Annotated in this window: 17 protein-coding genes; 4 read left to right on the forward strand and 13 right to left on the reverse strand. The window is 64.4% G+C overall.

Annotation, left to right across the window (positions count from 1 at the left end):
* The 7 genes from eutB to EN932_RS11810 all read right to left on the reverse strand — a co-directional run.
* The coding region (gene eutB / locus EN932_RS11780; protein WP_164890469.1) for a hydroxyectoine utilization dehydratase EutB at positions 1–942 on the reverse strand (942 nt) is incomplete at its 3' end.
* A 9-nt stretch (positions 943–951) separates the two neighbouring features.
* A complete protein-coding gene (gene eutA, locus EN932_RS11785) occupies positions 952–1,728 on the reverse strand; it encodes an ectoine utilization protein EutA (protein WP_127367172.1) in 777 nt (258 codons plus the stop codon).
* Positions 1,729–1,731: 3 nt separating this feature from the next.
* Complete coding sequence (gene ehuD, locus EN932_RS11790) at positions 1,732–2,391, reverse strand: ectoine/hydroxyectoine ABC transporter permease subunit EhuD (protein WP_024502312.1); 660 nt, start codon at positions 2,389–2,391, stop codon at positions 1,732–1,734.
* A 34-nt stretch (positions 2,392–2,425) separates the two neighbouring features.
* Positions 2,426–3,085 carry an ectoine/hydroxyectoine ABC transporter permease subunit EhuC gene (gene ehuC, locus EN932_RS11795; protein WP_013530328.1) on the reverse strand — a complete coding sequence of 220 codons (660 nt, stop codon included), beginning with the start codon at positions 3,083–3,085 and terminating at the stop codon, positions 2,426–2,428.
* Between the two features lie 157 nt (positions 3,086–3,242).
* Positions 3,243–4,094 carry an ectoine/hydroxyectoine ABC transporter substrate-binding protein EhuB gene (gene ehuB / locus EN932_RS11800; protein ID WP_013530327.1) on the reverse strand — a complete coding sequence of 284 codons (852 nt, stop codon included), beginning with the start codon at positions 4,092–4,094 and terminating at the stop codon, positions 3,243–3,245.
* A gap of 87 nt (positions 4,095–4,181) precedes the next feature.
* Positions 4,182–4,973, reverse strand: a complete 792-nt coding sequence (ehuA, locus tag EN932_RS11805; RefSeq protein ID WP_027162225.1) for an ectoine/hydroxyectoine ABC transporter ATP-binding protein EhuA — start codon at positions 4,971–4,973, stop codon at positions 4,182–4,184.
* Positions 4,974–5,099: 126 nt separating this feature from the next.
* On the reverse strand, positions 5,100–6,485 hold the full coding sequence (locus EN932_RS11810; RefSeq protein WP_128368851.1) for a PLP-dependent aminotransferase family protein: 1,386 nt from the start codon (positions 6,483–6,485) through the stop codon (positions 5,100–5,102).
* An 82-nt stretch (positions 6,486–6,567) separates the two neighbouring features.
* Here EN932_RS11810 and EN932_RS11815 point away from each other — a divergent pair, with 82 nt between their 5' ends.
* From EN932_RS11815 to EN932_RS11830, 4 genes are all read left to right on the forward strand, one after another.
* Positions 6,568–7,059 carry an Lrp/AsnC family transcriptional regulator gene (locus EN932_RS11815; RefSeq protein ID WP_127367341.1) on the forward strand — a complete coding sequence of 164 codons (492 nt, stop codon included), beginning with the start codon at positions 6,568–6,570 and terminating at the stop codon, positions 7,057–7,059.
* A gap of 130 nt (positions 7,060–7,189) precedes the next feature.
* A complete protein-coding gene (locus EN932_RS11820) occupies positions 7,190–8,683 on the forward strand; it encodes an NAD-dependent succinate-semialdehyde dehydrogenase (protein WP_127385001.1) in 1,494 nt (497 codons plus the stop codon).
* 32 nt (positions 8,684–8,715) lie between these two features.
* The gene (locus tag EN932_RS11825; protein WP_127370294.1) at positions 8,716–10,095 is read left to right on the forward strand and encodes an aspartate aminotransferase family protein; all 1,380 of its coding nucleotides are present in this window, start codon (positions 8,716–8,718) and stop codon (positions 10,093–10,095) included.
* Positions 10,096–10,103: 8 nt separating this feature from the next.
* Positions 10,104–11,207 carry an alcohol dehydrogenase family protein gene (locus EN932_RS11830; RefSeq protein ID WP_127388223.1) on the forward strand — a complete coding sequence of 368 codons (1,104 nt, stop codon included), beginning with the start codon at positions 10,104–10,106 and terminating at the stop codon, positions 11,205–11,207.
* 12 nt (positions 11,208–11,219) lie between these two features.
* Here the strand turns inward: EN932_RS11830 and EN932_RS11835 are convergent, their stop codons facing one another.
* The 6 genes from EN932_RS11835 to EN932_RS11860 all read right to left on the reverse strand — a co-directional run.
* Positions 11,220–12,266: an ornithine cyclodeaminase gene (locus tag EN932_RS11835; RefSeq protein ID WP_127369881.1), complete on the reverse strand. Its 1,047-nt coding sequence runs from the start codon at positions 12,264–12,266 to the stop codon at positions 11,220–11,222.
* A gap of 28 nt (positions 12,267–12,294) precedes the next feature.
* Positions 12,295–12,924 (reverse strand): FMN-binding negative transcriptional regulator, encoded by a 630-nt coding sequence (locus EN932_RS11840; RefSeq protein WP_127369880.1) that lies wholly within the window; start codon positions 12,922–12,924, stop codon positions 12,295–12,297.
* A 4-nt stretch (positions 12,925–12,928) separates the two neighbouring features.
* Positions 12,929–13,810 carry a branched-chain amino acid ABC transporter permease gene (locus EN932_RS11845; RefSeq protein ID WP_027035600.1) on the reverse strand — a complete coding sequence of 294 codons (882 nt, stop codon included), beginning with the start codon at positions 13,808–13,810 and terminating at the stop codon, positions 12,929–12,931.
* A gap of 4 nt (positions 13,811–13,814) precedes the next feature.
* Positions 13,815–14,519, reverse strand: coding sequence for an ABC transporter ATP-binding protein (locus tag EN932_RS11850; protein WP_127388222.1), 705 nt, complete (start codon positions 14,517–14,519; stop codon positions 13,815–13,817).
* Between the two features lie 4 nt (positions 14,520–14,523).
* Positions 14,524–15,690, reverse strand: a complete 1,167-nt coding sequence (locus EN932_RS11855; protein ID WP_127369931.1) for an ABC transporter substrate-binding protein — start codon at positions 15,688–15,690, stop codon at positions 14,524–14,526.
* 41 nt (positions 15,691–15,731) lie between these two features.
* Positions 15,732–16,807 (reverse strand): ABC transporter ATP-binding protein (locus EN932_RS11860; RefSeq protein ID WP_128368852.1); only part of this gene is annotated, 1,076 nt, incomplete at its 5' end.

Consider the following 16,807-nt stretch of genomic DNA (forward strand, 5'->3'; position numbering starts at 1 on the left):
GTGCGCGTCCATATCGATGTTGCGGCCGGAGAGAAGCACGACCACCGGCCCGTCCGACCTGACCTTGCCGGCGAGTAGCGCGGCGATGCCGACCGCGCCGGCGCCCTCGACGATTTCGCGTTCGCGCGCATAGGCGTGACGGATGCCGGCGGCGATCTCGTCCTCGCTAAGCAGGATGATACCATCGAGCAGGTCGCGGCACATGGCGAAGGTCAGCCGGTTGTCGAGGCCGATGCCGCCGCCGAGCGAATCCGCCAGCGTCGGCAATTCTTCCACCAGCACCGGGCGGCCGGCATCGAGGCTGGCCTTCATCGCCGCGCCACGAGCCATCGAGACACCGATGATCTTTGTGCCGGGGCTGACGCCTTTGATGGCCGCGGCAACGCCTGAGGCGAGCCCGCCACCCGACAACTGCACCAGGACGAGGGCAGCATCCGGGACCTGTTCGATCATCTCAAGCCCGAGCGTGCCTTGCCCGGCGACAATGTCGGGATGGTCGAAGGGCGGCAGCATAACCAGCCCCTCTTGCGCCACCAGCCGATCGACCTCCTGCTGGGCATCGTCCTGACTGTTGCCGATAATGCGAACCTCCGCGCCCAGCCGGCGGATCTCGTCGAGCTTGTTTTCAGGCACCAGCCGCGACATGCAGATCACCGCGCGCATGCCCTCAAGCTTCGCCGCATGCGCCAGCGCGCGGCCGTGGTTGCCGGTCGAGGCCGCGACCACGCCACGCGTCTTCTCCGCGGTGCTGAGCGAAGCGACGGCATTCGAGGCGCCGCGCAGCTTGAAGCTGCCGGTGGTCTGCCGGTGTTCGAGCTTGAGGTGGACGGGGACGCCCAGCCCTTCGGAAAGACTTTGGGACAGCACTGTCGGCGTGCGCTCGACCTTGCCGGCAATGCGCTCACGCGCGGCGCGAATGTGCTCAAGAGTGACCTGTGTCATGATCATCAATCAGGCGGCAAATGGCTGCGTCATCAGACGGCCGAATTCGGGACGCGGCGTGTCATCTCCGCACAGCCGCAGACAATTCCAGGCGGTCGCCTGGTTGCTGGTCACCACGGGACGTCCAATAGTTTTTTCCATTCCGGTGACCGCGAGGGCGCTACGCAGCGCCGTGCAGGAGACGAACAGCGCATCGGCGCTGGCGTCGATCGCCTCACGCGCCAGTTCGACGAGGGCCGCCGGTGCGATGCGCGCCATCTCGCGGTCGTCCTCGAAACCGAGGCAGGTGAAGCTGGCGATCTCGAAGCCGTGCGCCGCGAAATAGGCGGCCATCGGCCTGGATGTCTCGACCGTGTAGGGAGTGAGGATGCTGATCTTGCTTGCGCCCAGCGCACGCAGCCCGCGCACGCCCGCCATCGGCGGGGTGATTACCGGCACGGCGGGCTTTGCGACCTGGATCGCCGCCTCGATCTCGGCATCGCCGATCACCACCGAGGCCGAAGTGCAGGAATAGCAGACGGCATCGAGTGGCTCATCCGGCAGGATCAGGGCCGCGCCCGCCGTCAGCGCCGGCTGCATCTTGCGCAGGTTTTCGGGCGTCGTCGGGTTGGCATAGGGAATGCGCGCGACATAGACGCCGACGCGTTCGCTCGCCACCATGCGGCGGAAATCCGGTTCGCTGGTGTGGTCGGTGGCCAGGATGATCAGGCCGATGCGCCGCTCCAGCGGACGCGCATCCAGTGCCGGCCGTTTTGGATATACCTTGATCTCGGGCAAGGGTTTCATCGGTTACCTCTCGATCTTGCCGTAGCGGCGTTCCAGCCAGCGCAGCAACACGACCGAAAACAGACTGATGACCAGGAAGAAAGCACCGACCAGGGTGATCGGCTCGATATAGCGATAGTAGGTGTTGGCGACGCTTTTGGCCTGGTTCATCAGTTCCAGCACGGTGATCGCCGACAGCAGCGGCGTTTCCTTGAACATGGCGATAAAGTAATTGGCGAGCGCCGGAATCATCGGTGGGATAGCCTGCGGAACGATGATGTGGGTCCAGGTCTGACTGGCGCTCAAATTGCACGCCTTGGCGGCCTCCCATTGGCCGCGCGGCACATTGTCGATGCCGGCACGATACACCTCGGCCGTATAGGTGCCGTAATGCAGCCCGAGCCCGATGACACCGGCGACCAGCGGCGGCAGCAGGATGCCGATGTCGGGCAGCACGTAGAAGATGAAATAGAGCTGCACCAGCAGCGGCGTGCCGCGGATGAATTCAGCCGCCCAGCCGACCGTGCGCGACAACGCCTTGTTGGGCGAGCGGCGCGCCAGCGCAATGCCAAGCCCGACGATCGCCGCCAGCACCGAGCCGAGCAGCGTCGCCAGGATGGTGATCTTCACGCCCTGGATCAGCGTTGGCATGATTTCCCAGACGAAATTCCAATCCCATTCCATCAGTAGGCCCAATTTATCAGAAGGGAGTTGGCCATCAGGCACGCACCCCGTCGAGGCCGCGCGCCATGCGTCGTTCCAGCGAGCGCACGCCCCACGAGATGAGCAGGGCGAGGATGAAATAGATGATCAGGATGGTGGTGAACGGCACCAGGGTGTTGCCGGTCTGGGCGCGCACCACCTGCGCCTGGAAGGTCAGGTCGGTGAGCGAGATCAGCGACACCACGGCGGTCGCCTTGAGCAATTCGATGGCATTGTTGCCAAAGGTCGGCAGCATCACCAGCAGCGCCTGTGGCAGGATGATGTGGCGCATGCCTTGCCAGCGGCCGAGATTGAGCGCTGTGCAGGCCTCATACTGTTCGCGGCCGATCGACTGGATGGCACCGCGCACCACTTCGGCGGCGTAGGCGCCGACATTGAGGCCGAGCGCCAGCACGCCGGCCTGCAACGGGGTCAGCGAAATGCCGATGAAGGGCAGCACGAAATAGGCCCAGAACAACTGCACGAAGATCGAGGTGCCGCGGAAGAACTCGATGTAGGCGGTGGCCAACCAACGCAGCGCAAAGAAGCGCGACACGCGCCCCATGCCGGCGAGGAAGGCCATGATCAGCGCCAGCACCGACCCCATCAGCGTCAGCTCGATGGTGACAAGCGCTCCCTGCAATATCAGGCCGAAATAGCCGGACCACTGGGTCATTCGGTTTCCAACGTTGGGTTTAGCATCTTCTCCCCGTTTACGGGGAGAAGATGCCGGCAGGCAGATGAGGGGCGGCGCGAACTTGCGAAGGTTTGGCGCCGCCCCTCATCCGTCACTTCGTGACACCTTCTCCGCGTTGAACGGGGAGAAGGAAGAATCACTTCGCCGCGCAGAGCTTGTCGCGGCTGGTCGACATCGCGGCTGCCGCCGAGAAGCCGTAGGGCTCGATGATCTTGGCGAACTCGCCTGATTTCTTCATCTTGGCCAGTTCCACATCGAAGGCGTCGCGCAGTGCCTCGTCGCCCTTCTTGAAAGCGGCGCCGTCGCAATAGACCGGTGCGCCCTGCACCGGAGCGATGACTTCGAGGTTCGGATCGTTGGCCTTCTTGACCAGATCATTGATCGACAGGACGGGCAGCGAATAAGCGTCGATGCGGCCATCCTGGAGCATCTTCACGCCGCTCTGGCCATCCGGCACGACGATGACGCGATCGCGTGGCACGCCGGCATTGAGCGCGAGCTTCTCCTCGGTGCCGCCGCCCGGCGCGCCGATGGTCGCAGTCGTATCCTTGGCGACATCCTCATAGCTCTTGAAGCCCTTTGGATTGCCTTTCTTCACCAGCATCGCCTCGGCGTCGCACAGCACGGGTTCCGAATAGGCGACCGCAGCACAGCGCTCCGGCTTCATGAACAGGCCGGCGGTGACGACATCGAAGCGACCGGCCTGCAGGCCGGGGATCATGGCGCCATATTCGGAGATCGAAGCGGCAACGTCGGCGACGCCGAGCCGCTTGAATATCTCGCGGGCCACATCAGGCGCGGCACCCGAAACCTTGCCGTCGGCGGCGACCGCCGTATAGGGCGGCTCGTTGGCGATGGCGAGGCGGGCGAAACCTTGCGCCTTGAGCTGCTCGAGCTTGCTGTCATCGGCCGAACCGGGGATCGAGGCGGCCAGCACCGCCGTCAGTGCAAGACCGGCAACGCCGGCCAGAATGCCAAGTTTGTTCATTGTTCCCAACTCCTTGTTTCTTGTCTTGCTTTGTTGCATGGCGGCCCTCGCCGCCTCGGGACGACTTCGTCGCCCTGGGCATTGCGGTCAGACCCGATGTCCGGCCGCGATGATCTTCTTCAGGAAACCTTGCGTGCGCTCCTGCTTGGGATTGCGGAAAATCTCGTCCGGTTTGCCTTCTTCGACGATCCTGCCGCGATCGAAGAACAGCACCCGGTCGGCGAAATCATGGGCAAAGCCCATCTCGTGGGTGACCAGCAGCATGGTCATGTCGGTCTCGGCGGCGAGCTTGCGCATGACGTTCATCACCTCCTCGACCAGCTCTGGATCGAGCGCCGACGTCACCTCGTCGAACAGCATGATCTTCGGCGACAGCGCCAGCGCCCGAGCGATCGCCACGCGTTGCTTCTGCCCACCGGACAGCTGCGCCGGCATGTTCTTGGCCTTGTCGGCCATGCCGACCATTTCGAGCAGTTCCATCGCCCGCTTTTCGGCGGCGGCACGCGGCGTGCCCTTGGTCAGCATCGGCGCCAGCGTGACATTGTCCATGACGCACTTGTGCGGAAACAGGTTGAACAGCTGGAACACCATGCCGATCTTCTGGCGCATCCTTGTCAGATGCCGCTCATCGGCGGGCAACAGCTGGCCATTGCGCTCCATGTGATAGAGCTGCTCGCCGTCGATCTGGATATGACCGCCATCGATGCGCTCCAGCGTCATCAGGATGCGCAGGATCGTCGTCTTGCCCGAACCCGATGGGCCGATCAGTGCCAGCTTCTCGCCGGGCATGACTTGCATCGACAGGCCGTCCAGCACCTTGAAGCTGCCGAAGCTTTTCGAGATGCTGTCGATCTTGATGATGGGCGCTGGTGCGGACAAATCTATTTCCCCGTGCTGGAGAAGCTTATGCCCCTTAACGATGCGGAACGCGCCAAATCATGTCAATTGGGAAAATAATATCATGACAATTATTCTGATTCCGCACAATTTCCGGGCAAACCGGACCTAGATTGCGAGCAGCAGATGCTCCGGATCGCCAAGCAGCAGCTTGGTGACAACGCCGAGGCCGGCGCGCAGTTCCCCCTCGGTGGTCGAACCCAGCGAGATACGCACCGCCGGATGCCAGGGCGCACCCGAAATACGGAAGGATGTTCCGGGCGCGATAGCCACGCCTTGCAGGCGGGCCTGGGCGACAAAGCTTTCCTCGGCACGGTCCGCGGGCAGTTGAAGCCAGACATGCAGCCCGTCTCGCCGGGCGCGATAGTCGACCCCCGCCAGCACCTGCGCTGCAATATCCTGCCGGCGCCGCAAAGCCGCGCGCTGCCAGTGGACAAGCTCCATCGCCGTGCCGTCGGTCACCCATTTGGTGGCGATCTCGGCCACCAGCGGCGTCGCCATCCAGTTCGAAACCAGATGCCGGTTGGCGACGGCGGCGACGTAGCGGTCGGGTGCGGCCAGATAGCCGATGCGCAGGCCGGGCACGGTGATCTTGGTGAAGGAGGTGACGTAGAGCGTACGCTCCGGCGCGAACGCGGCAACCGGCGGCGGCCGGTCTTCGACCAGCGGACCCAGCACATCGTTCTCGATGATGGCGATATCGTGCTTGCGCGCGACCGCCGCGATCTCTTCTCGCCGCCGCGCATCCATCAGCGTCGCCGTCGGATTGATGACCGAGGGCTGCACGAAGACCGCGCGGATGTCGGAAAGCCGGCAGGCCTCGTCCAGCGCTTCCGGAATCAGGCCGTTGTCGTCGATCGGCAGGCCTTCCAGGTTGAAGCCGAGATAGCGTGCCAACGGCACCAGCGTATGGTGGCCGATCGCCTCCGTGGCGACCGTAGAGCCCGGCGGCGCGACGCTCATCAGCGCCACTGTCATGCCGGCGGTGGCGCCGTTGGTCAGGCTGACGTTCTGCGGCGATGCATCGAGGCCGCACAGTCTCAACCATTCGACCGCCACCGCGCGGTGGCGGGGAAACACCATGTTGGGCCGGAACGAAAGTGCTGAACTCGACGGCAGGTTCTCAGCCAGCCATCCCAGTGCCTGCTTCAGCCGCTCAAGATGCATCGGCTCGCAGACCGGTTTCAGGATCGAAAGGTCGATGACTTCACCGAGCCGCTCCGGCAGATAGGGCGGCTCGGGCTCGCGGCGCTGCGTCTGGACGAAGCTGCCGCGGCCGATCTCGCCCGAAATCAGGCCGCGGCGGATCAGTTCCTCATAGGCGCGGCTAACCGTCTGCACCGCAAGCTTGAGGTCGTCGGCCAGCCTGCGATGGGTCGGCAACCGCGCGCCATTGGCAAGGCGTCCGTCATGGATGGCGCGCGCGAACTGGTCGGCCAGCGACTGATAGGCCGGCCGCCGGATAAGCGCGGGATCGGGTTGCCACAATGTCATGACTTATTAGAGATCGAAATCAGTGCAATTGACAATCGAAATAATGCGCCGTCATGGTACTCGGACGAAAAAGTGAGCCCTGATGACATCAGCAAAACTCGACCCGATCGACCTGAAAATCCTCGACGCCATCCAGCGCGACGGACGCATCACCAAGCTGGCGCTGGCCGAGCAGGTCGGCCTGTCTCCGACGCCGTGCTGGATGCGGTTGCGCAAGCTGGAAAAGGCCGGCATCGTCTCGGGCTATCACGCCAGGATCGCCATGCGCGTCGTGGCACCCGTTGCCACCGTGCTGATGGAGGTGACGCTGGCAAACCACCGCCAGGCCGATTTCGACCGCTTCGAGCGCGTTATACGCGATGTTCCCGAGATCGTCGCCTGCTGGTCTGTCGGCGGCGGCGTCGACTATCTGTTGAAGGTAATGGCGCGCGACATCGACGCCTATCAGCGGCTGGTCGATGGCTTGCTGGACCGCGAGATCGGCATCGATCGTTACTTCACCTACATCGTCATCAAGACCGTGAAGGACGAGGTGGCGCTGCCCCTCGCAGAGCTTTTGCCGGCGTCGTCATAGGAGCGGAGAGATTCTCTCGCCGGGCAACCCGATAGAGAGAGTCTCTCTACGCCAGGACTTCCAAACAGCCTCTCTATCTGCATCGGGCGGATAGTCTTCCCGCATCAGTCCGAACCGGGAGGCTTTGACCATGTCCGCGCATTTCGCCCGCTCGCATCGCCATGAAGCGCTCGACGGCCTCGCCGACCGCCGGCTGCTGCGCGAACTGGCCTATGTCGATGGCCACTGGACCGCAAGCGAGGCTGCCGAAAGCTTCGAGGTCACCGATCCGGCCACCGGCACGACCGTCGCTTTCGTCGCCGCGCTCGATGGCCGGCAGACGACAAAGGCGATCGATGCCGCGGCGCGTGCCTTCCCGGCCTGGCGGGCGCTGTTGCCGCAGGAGCGCTCGAAAATTTTACGAAAATGGTTCGAGCTGATCGTCGGCGCCAAGGATGATCTGGCTCTGCTGATGACGCTTGAACAGGGCAAGCCTCTGCAGGAATCGCTGGGCGAGATCGACTACGCCGCCTCCTTCGTCGAATGGTATGCCGAGGAAGCAAAACGCGTGAACGCCGAGAGCGTCACCAGCCATCTGCCGAACGCCGAGATGATGGTGCGGCGCGAGCCGCTCGGCGTCGTCGGCGTCGTCACGCCGTGGAATTTTCCGTCGGCCATGCTGACCCGTAAGGCGGCCGCCGCCCTTGCCGCCGGCTGCACCATCGTCGCGCATCCGTCCTCGGAAACGCCGCTGTCGGCGCTGGCGCTGGCCGAACTCGGCGAACGCGCCGGCCTGCCCGTGGGCGTCTTCAACATCGTCACCGGCAAGGCTTCGGCGATCGTCGGCCGGATGTGCGAAGATCCGCGCGTGCGTGCCATGAGCTTCACCGGCTCGACCGAGATCGGCCGGCTGATCGCCGCCCAGAGCGCGCCGACCATGAAGCGGCTGGTGATGGAGCTTGGCGGTCATGCCCCGCTGATCGTCTTTGCCGATGCAGATCTGGACAAAGCGGTTGATATCGCCATCGACGCTAAATTCGCCACGTCGGGCCAGGACTGCCTCGCCGCCAACCGCATCTACGTCCAGCGTCCGATCTACGATCGGTTCTGCGCCGCCTTCGCCAAGCGCATCGAGACGCTGCGGACCGGCAATGGCCTAGCCGAGAAGATTAACATCGGGCCGCTGATGCATGAGCGCGCCATCAAGAAGGTGGAGGAACAGGTCGCCGATGCCATCGCTCACGGCGCGCGCTGCCTCACCGGCGGCAAGCGGCACCAGGCCGGCCCGCTGTTCTACCAGCCGACGCTGCTGGCCGATGTCAGTGACGAAGCGCTGATCATGCGCGAGGAGACGTTTGGCCCGGTTGCCGCCGTGACGCCGTTCGACAGCGAGGATGACGTGATCGCCCGCGCCAACGCCACCGAGTATGGCCTCGTCGCCTATGTCGTGACCGAGAATGGTGGCCGGCAGCAGCGCATGGGCCGCGCGCTCGACTACGGCATGGTCGCCATCAACCGCGTCAAGATCACCGGCGCGCCGATCCCGTTCGGCGGCGTCAAGCAATCGGGCATCGGGCGCGAAGGCTCGCGCCACGGGCTCGAAGCCTTCACCGATCTGAAGTATCTCTGTCTGGACGTCGCCTAGGTTCGTCCTGCCATCCCTCAAGGAGTTAAAAAATGCTCGACCAGTCCAACGAACTCGCCGCCTGGGATCGCGACCACTTCTTCCATCCCTCGACCCATATGGGCACGCATGCGCGGGGCGAAAGCCCGACACGCATCATGGCCGGCGGTGAAGGCGTCACCGTGTGGGACAACAATGGCAGGAAGAGCCTCGATGCCTTCGCCGGGCTCTATTGCGTCAATGTCGGCTACGGCCGCCAGAAGATCGCTGACGCCATCGCCGCCCAGGCGAAGAACCTCGCCTATTACCACGCCTATGTCGGCCACGGTACCGAGGCCTCGATCACGCTGGCCAAGATGATCATCGATCGCGCGCCGCAGGGCATGTCGCGGGTCTATTTCGGCCTCTCCGGTTCGGATGCCAACGAAACCAACATCAAGCTGATCTGGTACTACAACAACGTGCTCGGCCGGCCGGAGAAGAAGAAGATCATTTCGCGCTGGCGCGGCTATCACGGCTCGGGCGTGATGACGGGATCGCTGACCGGGCTCGACCTGTTCCACAACGCCTTCGACCTGCCGCGCGCGCCGATCCTGCACACCGAGGCACCCTACTACTTCCGCCGCGCCGACCGCTCGATGAGCGAGGAGCAGTTTTCGCAGCATTGTGCCGACAAGCTCGAGGAGATGATCCTGGCTGAGGGCCCGGAAACCGTCGCTGCCTTCATCGGCGAGCCGATCCTGGGCACCGGCGGCATCGTGCCGCCGCCGGCCGGCTATTGGGAAAAGATCCAGGCGGTGCTTAAGAAGTACGACGTGCTGCTGGTCGCCGACGAAGTGGTGACGGGCTTCGGCCGACTGGGCACCATGTTCGGCTCCGACCATTACGGCATCAAGCCGGACCTGATCACCATCGCCAAGGGCCTGACCTCGGCCTATGCGCCGCTGTCGGGCGTCATCGTCGCCGACAAGATGTGGCAGGTGCTGGTTGAGGGCTCCGACAAGCTCGGTTCGCTCGGCCATGGCTGGACCTATTCGGCACATCCGATCTGCGTTGCCGCCGGTGTGGCCAATCTCGAGCTGATCGACGAGATGGATCTTGTGACAAATGCCAAGGAGACGGGCGCCTATTTCCGCGCCGAGCTGGCCAAGGCGGTCGGCGGCCACAAGCATGTCGGTGACGTCCGCGGCGACGGCATGCTGGCAGCGGTGGAATTCGTTGCCGACAAGGACGACCGGGTGTTCTTCGACGCTTCGCAGAAGATCGGACCGCAGGTGGCAACAGCGCTTGCCGCAAGCGGCGTCATCGGCCGCGCCATGCCGCAGGGCGACATTCTTGGCTTCGCGCCGCCGCTCTGCCTGACCCGCGAGGAAGCCGACATCGTCGTGTCGAAGACCGCCGATGCGGTCAAGAGCGTGTTTGCCAATCTCTGAGATCGACTATGAATGCCATGACCAGAACCCTCCCCGCCACCATGGCCGCCGTGCTGCTTGTCGGGCACGGCGGGCCGGAAAAACTCGTCTACCGCAGCGATGTGAAAGTGCCCGCGCCTGCGCCAGGTGAAGTGCTGGTCAAGGTCAGCGCTTGCGGCATGAACAACACCGATGTCTGGGTGCGCCAGGGCGCCTATGGCACGGAAGAGAATGCGGCTGCCGTGTCGACATGGCGGCGCCAGGGCAACACGCTTGTTTTCCCGCGCATCCAGGGCACCGACACCGTCGGTACCATCGCCGCCGTCGGCGAAGGTGTGTCGCCGGAGCGTATCGGCGAACGGGTGATGGTCGATTTCTCCATCTACAATCGCGACGACGATTCGCTCGCCGACATCGACTATATGGGCCACGGCCGCGACGGCGGCTATGCCGAATACCAGGCCGTGCCGGCCGAGAATGCGCATGTCGTCGATACCGACATGAGCGACGTCGAACTCGCCACCTTCTGCTGCGCTTACCTGACCGGCGAACAGATGCTGGAGCGCGCCGGCTTGAAGGCCGGCGAGCGCGTGCTGGTCACCGGCGCCTCGGGCGGCGTCGGTTCCGGCATCGTGCAACTGGCACGGGCGCGCGGCGCCATTCCCTATGCCGTCGTCGGCAAGGGCAAGGAACAGGCGGTGCTGGACATCGGCGCCGAGGCGGTCATCACCCGTGGCGTCGCAGACCTGCCGCAAGCCGTGATTGAAGCGACCGGCGGCCAACCGATCGACGTGGTGGCCGACCTGGTCGGCGGCGCGATCTTCAACGATCTCTTGCGTATTCTCAGGCCCGAAGGCCGCTACACCACCGCCGGGGCGATTGCCGGTCCGGTCGTGCAGCTCGATCTCAGGACCATGTATCTCAAGCAGTTGCAGTTGCATGGTTCGAGCCAGGGCACGCGCGCGGATTTCCGTCGTATCGTTGGTTACATCGAGGCGAAGAAAATCCGGCCGCTGGTCGGTGGCGTCTACAAGCTCTCCGATTTCCACCATGCGCAGGCGGATTTCATTGCCAAGGATTTCGTCGGCAAGCTGGTGGTGGTGCCGGATGCCATGTGGGGTTCGGCTGGCTGAACACTCTATGCCTCAACCCTGCTGGGCCGCCCTCAACAGCATGCCGAACAGATCTCGCGGTTCGTCGGGGTCGGCCAGCATGTCGAGTTCCTGGTAGAGGCCGGTCGAGCGCAGTTGATCCCTGACATAGCGCAACGCCGAAAAATCCTCGATGGCGAAGCCGACCGAATCGAACAGCGTGATCTGGCCGGAATCGCGCCGGCCTTGCACGGCGCCTGACATCACCTGCCACAACTCGATCACCTCATGATCCGGCGCAAGCTGCTGGATCTCGCCCTCGATACGGGTCTGCGGCGGGTATTCGACGAAGATGTCTGAGCGCAGCAGGATATCGCGATGCAATTCGGTCTTGCCGGGGCAGTCGCCGCCGACCGCGTTGATGTGCACGCCGGAGCCGACCATGTTGTCGGTGAGGATAGTGGCGTACTGCTTGTCGGCGGTGACGGTGGTGATGATGTCAGCCCCTTCGACCGCCTCCTGCGCGGTGCCGCAAGCGACCATGTCGAAGCCGAGACCGGCGAGATTGCGGATGCATTTTTCGGTGGCCGTGCGGTCGATATCGTAAAGCCTCAGCCTGTCGACGCCGAGCAGCGCCTTGAAGGCCACCGCCTGGAATTCGGCCTGGGCGCCGTTGCCGATCAGCGCCATGCAGCTGGAGCCGGCCGGCGCCAGATACTTCGCGGCCAGAGCCGACATCGCCGCCGTGCGCAGCGCCGTCAGGATGGTCATTTCGGACAGCAATACCGGGTAGCCATTGTGGACGTCGGCGAGCATGCCGAAGGCGGTCACGGTCTGGCGTCCCTCGCGCATGTTCTTGGGATGGCCGTTGACATATTTGAAGCCGTAGACCTCGCCGTCGCTGGTCGGCATCAGTTCGATGACACCCTCGGCGCTGTGCGAGGCGACGCGCGGCGTCTTGTCGAACAGCTCCCAGCGGCGGAAATCATTCTCGATGTAGCCGGCGAGTTCGACGAGGAAGCGTTCGACGCCGATCTTCAGCACCAGCTTCATCATATGATCGACGCTGACGAAGGGCACGATGTTGAGATTGGGGATCATTTTTCTTTTCCTTGCCGCATGCAGGCGGTCAGTCCTGGCGATGCGCGTTGTGCGCCTTCATCATCGTTGCCAGCGCCGGATCGTTTTGCTCCAGCACCCTGATGGCTCCGCCTGTGTCGTAGAGGCGCTCATCCTGGCCCATCTTGAACTTGGCTTCGAGCCGCCCGATCGGCAGGTCAAACCCTATGATACCAGGTATGCGCCGCTCCATGCCGCCTGGTCCGAGCTCACGCATGCGCCAGCGATCGTCGCGATCCTTCTCCAGCACATCGACAAGCTGCAGGAGATGCCGGGCGGTGCCGTGATCGTCGAGCGGCACCGGATGCCCATGACAATGCACGACGGCAAAGTTCCAGGTCGGCGCGCTGTCGCGCACCGGATTGCGCGGATACCAGGACGGCGAGATGTAGCCATGCGGGCTGTGGAAGACAGTGATCGTCTCCCTGCCTTCGCTGATCAAGGTGCTGTGCGGATTGGCCCGGGCGAGATGCGAGATCAGCGTTCCATTTTCACCCCGCGCGCGATCGAGCACGAAGGGAAGATGAGAGACGACAAGGCCCTGCGGTCCCGCTGTCACCACCGTGGCAAAGGCCGCGGCCTCGATCAGGCCGAACACCTCGTCGCGCGACAGTGGCACGAACTCGGGCTTGGTATACATCAGGTCAGCTTCGCTGGGCGCGAACTGCCGGGATCAGGCCTTGCGGACGAACCAGCAGCACGGCGATGACGCCCGACAGCACGATGGCGTCGCGATAGGGCGCGATCGCTCCCGGCAATGTCGCTTGCAGCAGCACCTCGATGATGCCGAGCAGGAAGCCGCCGGCGACAGCACCGGGCAAGCTGCCGAGCCCGCCGACGACGGCGGCGATAAACGCCTTCAGCACCGGCGTGAAACCCATCAGCGGGTCGACCGAGGCACGCTGCGCCACCCACAGCATGGCCGCCAGCCCGGCGAGCAGGCCGGAGAGCAGGAAGGCGGTGGCGATGATGCGGCTGGCCGGAATGCCCATCAGGCGCACGACGTCGAAATCCTCCGCTGCGGCACGCATCGCCGTCCCGGTCACCGAGCGGCGCAGGAAGACTTCCAGCGCAATCAGCGCCAGTGCGGAGACGACGATGGAGATGCTGGGACCGACGCCGATGGTGAAATCGCCGAAGGAGAAAGCGCCGGTCATCCAGCCAGGCATGGCGACAGCCTGCGGCCGCGCCGAGATGCCGTTCTGGAAGACGACCTTCAGCAGGCTGGAGACAGCGAAGCTGGTCAGCAACAGACTGGTGACGCTGGCGCCGCGCATCGGCCTGAACGCGATGCGCTCCATGGCGACAGCGGCGAGCGCGCCGCAGGACACGGCGACAAGCACGGCTACGGGGAACGGAAAGCCAAGCACCAGCGAGGCGAGCAGCGCATAGCCCGACAGCGTCATCAGCTCGCCATGGGCGAAGTTGATCAAGCCGACGATGGAAAAGACGATCGCCAGCCCGAGCGCCAGCAGCGCATAGACGCCGCCGAGGCTCACCGCATTGATGATCTGCTGCGCGATCATGCTTCTAAGCTCCCAGATAGGCCTGGCGGACGAGGTCCGAAGAGGCGAGTTCTTTTGCCGTGCCCGACAGCACCACTTCGCCATTGGCGAGCACGACGGCGCGGTCGGCGATTTCGAGCGCCAGCGCCACATTCTGTTCGACCAGAAGGATGGTCAGGCCCTTGCGGCGCAGTTCGGCGATCAGGTCGAAGACGGTGTCGATCAGTTGCGGGGCAAGGCCGAGCGAGGGCTCGTCGAGGAGGATCATGCGCGGCTTGCCCATCAGCGCGCGGGCGATGGCCAGCATCTGCTGTTCGCCGCCCGACAGATTGCCGCCCTTGACGCGGTGGTAGCGGCGCAGGATCGGGAACAGCTCCAGCATCTCCTCTTCGCGCAGCCGTGCCTCGGCCGCCGGCTGATGCACCGCGCCGCCGAGACGCAGATTGTCGGCCACCGTCAGGCTGGCGAAGATGCGGCGGCCTTCCGGAACCAGCGCGACGCCCTTGCGGGCGATCGCCTCCGGCGCCAGGCCGGTGATGTCGACACCGTCGAAGACCACCTTGCCGGACGCCGCCGGCACCAGCCCGGCGACGGCGCCGAGCGTCGAGCTCTTGCCGGCACCGTTGGCGCCGACCAGGGCGATGATCTCGCCGCTGTCGACGGCGAGGTCGACGCGGCGCACCGCCTCGACCTCGCCGTACCGGATTTTCAGGGCTTCGACGCTCAGCATGACATCACGGCGCCGGAACGTCGGCGGCTTCGGGGATCAGGGTCTCGACATGCTTGCCTTCGCCGCCCTCGTAGCGCATCAGCGCCACTGGCCGCAGCGGCATGCGGTCGGTGCCGGCATAGGTGATCTTGCCGGTGATGCCCTCGAAATCCTTGAGGCCGGCGATGGCGTCGCGGATCGCCTTCGGGTCGTCGGAGCCGGCCGTCTTGACCGCCTGGTCGAGGATCAGGCCGATCTCGTAGCCATTGACCTCATAGGTCGATTCCGGCGCATGGCCGGCATATTTGGTGAAGGCGGCGTTGAAGGCTTCGAGCTTGCTGCCCGGCTCGGCATAGCCGGCCGCGGTGTAGACGATGCCGTCGACCAATTTGCCGAGCGCCTTGATGGTCGGCGTACCGATGGCATCGGCTCCATAGACCGGGATGGTGACGCCGGCGCCGCGCAATTGCTGGATGAAGGCTGGGAAATCGGGCTCATAGGCCGCCGTCATGATCAGGTCGGGCTTATCGGCCAAGCCCTTGATGTTGGTGATCTCGGCGGAAAAGTCGGGCTGGCCCATGCTGAAAGTGCCGCGGCCGACAATGGTGCCGCCCTTCTTCTCGAACACCTTGCCGAAATATTCCGGCAGATTGGCGGTGTAGGTGGAGTCCGGCGAGGTCAGCAGGAACACCTTCTTCTTGCCTTCGGAGACGGCGAAGTCGGCAACCGCCGTCGCCTGTACATTGTCGGCGGGATAGGTGCCGAACATGACATCGCCGACCGCGCCGGTGAGCACCGGGGCGGAGCCGCACAGCGTCAGGGTCGGAATGCCGAGAGGCTGGGTCAGCTGGCCGGCGGAAATCGAGGGATCGGCATCGCACGGCGTGATCATGATCTTGGCGCCGGCATCGATCAGCTCCTGCGCGACCGTGGCGGTCTGCGCGGTGTCGGAGCGGGTGTCCTTGATCAGCAGCTTGACGGTGTATTTGCCGCCGAACCCGCCCTTGGCGTCGAGTTCGTCGAGCGACATGCGCAGGCCGGCAAGTGCCGGCTGGTCGTAAGGGGCAAGACCGCCTGTCTGCGCGGTCGCGGCACCGATGATGATCTCCTCGGCGCTGGCCGTCGAAATGGTGGCGATGCCGAACACGGCAGCGCAGAAGGCGGCGCGATGGAGGCGATAGAGGCTTGGCATGTCGGTTCTCCTTCTGGATTTTTGTCGTTGGTCGTTGCGGTCTATGCGGTCTGGTTTTCAGGCGTTGCGGTCTTGGCGAGCGCCGTGCGGCTGCCGAGATAGGCGGCGATCACGGCGGGGTTCTTCTGAACGTCGCCCGGCGTACCGTCGGCGATGACGCGGCCATGATCGATGACGACAATGCGTTCGCACAGGTTCATCACCAGCCTCATGTCGTGCTCGATCAGGACGACGCCGATGCGGCGCTCGGTGCGGACTGTCGAGAGGATGGAAACCAGTTCGGCGGTCTCGACGGCGTTCATGCCGGCGGCCGGCTCGTCCAGCAGCAGGAAGCGCGGCTTCAACGCCAGCGCACGTGCCACTTCCAACCGGCGTCGCTGGCCATAGGCAAGCCTGGCGGCCGGCTGATCGGCAAATCTCTCCAGCCCCATGCGCGCAAGTTCACCCATTGCCGCCGCCTCGGCATGGACGAGATCAGGCTCTACCTGGCGTGCGGCGACGACGACGTTTTCCAGCACCGTCATGTGCGGGAAGACGCGGATGTTCTGGAAGGTGCGGGCAACGCCGGAGCGCGCGAAGCGGAAGGCAGAAGCCTGCCGCACCGCGCCACCCACCGACACGGTACCGGCACTTGGCTTGACATCACCGGCCAGCATGTTGAGCAGCGTCGTCTTGCCAGCGCCATTGGGGCCGATGATGCCGGTGATGCTGTCGGTTTGGAAATTCAGGCTGACGTCATCGACGGCGACGACACCGGCATAGCGACGCGACAGATGATCGGCGCTGAGCCGATCGCTTTCGACATGCCGAGGCGGCGCGGCCGAAGCCGTTACCGCCTGACGTCCGGGCCGGCGCAGCAGGTTCAATTCACGCTCGCCGAACAGACCGGTTGGGCGCCGCCAGATGACCAGGATCATGGCGATGGCGAGCACGCCCTGGGTCAGGCCGAACAGGACGGGCAGATGCAGGCCGAGCACCTCGCCGCCGCCTTCGAAGCGGCGCACCACCTCGATCAAGACGATGGTGACGATGACGCCGGCGAAGGCGCCGAGCGAAGAGCTCATGCCGCCGACGATCAGCATGGCAAGCATGGTGAAGCCGAGGTCGAAGTAGAAAT

Origin of the sequence: Mesorhizobium sp. M7A.F.Ca.US.002.01.1.1 (assembly GCF_004022955.1) — a bacterium.
GTDB lineage: Bacteria > Pseudomonadota > Alphaproteobacteria > Rhizobiales > Rhizobiaceae > Mesorhizobium > Mesorhizobium ciceri.

Bases quoted from the DNA above. Each gene is read 5' to 3' on its own strand.
- EN932_RS11835 (WP_127369881.1), bottom strand. From the start codon at position 12,266: ATGATCCCCAATCTCAACATCGTGCCCTTCGTCAGCGTCGATCATATG.
- EN932_RS11855 (WP_127369931.1), bottom strand. From the start codon at position 15,690: ATGCCAAGCCTCTATCGCCTCCATCGCGCCGCCTTCTGCGCTGCCGTG.
- ehuB (WP_013530327.1), bottom strand. From the start codon at position 4,094: ATGAACAAACTTGGCATTCTGGCCGGCGTTGCCGGTCTTGCACTGACG.
- ehuD (WP_024502312.1), bottom strand. From the start codon at position 2,391: ATGGAATGGGATTGGAATTTCGTCTGGGAAATCATGCCAACGCTGATC.
- eutA (WP_127367172.1), bottom strand. From the start codon at position 1,728: ATGAAACCCTTGCCCGAGATCAAGGTATATCCAAAACGGCCGGCACTG.
- EN932_RS11830 (WP_127388223.1), top strand. From the start codon at position 10,104: ATGAATGCCATGACCAGAACCCTCCCCGCCACCATGGCCGCCGTGCTG.
- ehuC (WP_013530328.1), bottom strand. From the start codon at position 3,085: ATGACCCAGTGGTCCGGCTATTTCGGCCTGATATTGCAGGGAGCGCTT.
- EN932_RS11850 (WP_127388222.1), bottom strand. From the start codon at position 14,519: ATGCTGAGCGTCGAAGCCCTGAAAATCCGGTACGGCGAGGTCGAGGCG.
- EN932_RS11820 (WP_127385001.1), top strand. From the start codon at position 7,190: ATGTCCGCGCATTTCGCCCGCTCGCATCGCCATGAAGCGCTCGACGGC.
- EN932_RS11825 (WP_127370294.1), top strand. From the start codon at position 8,716: ATGCTCGACCAGTCCAACGAACTCGCCGCCTGGGATCGCGACCACTTC.
- EN932_RS11840 (WP_127369880.1), bottom strand. From the start codon at position 12,924: ATGTATACCAAGCCCGAGTTCGTGCCACTGTCGCGCGACGAGGTGTTC.
- EN932_RS11815 (WP_127367341.1), top strand. From the start codon at position 6,568: ATGACATCAGCAAAACTCGACCCGATCGACCTGAAAATCCTCGACGCC.
- EN932_RS11810 (WP_128368851.1), bottom strand. From the start codon at position 6,485: ATGACATTGTGGCAACCCGATCCCGCGCTTATCCGGCGGCCGGCCTAT.
- EN932_RS11845 (WP_027035600.1), bottom strand. From the start codon at position 13,810: ATGATCGCGCAGCAGATCATCAATGCGGTGAGCCTCGGCGGCGTCTAT.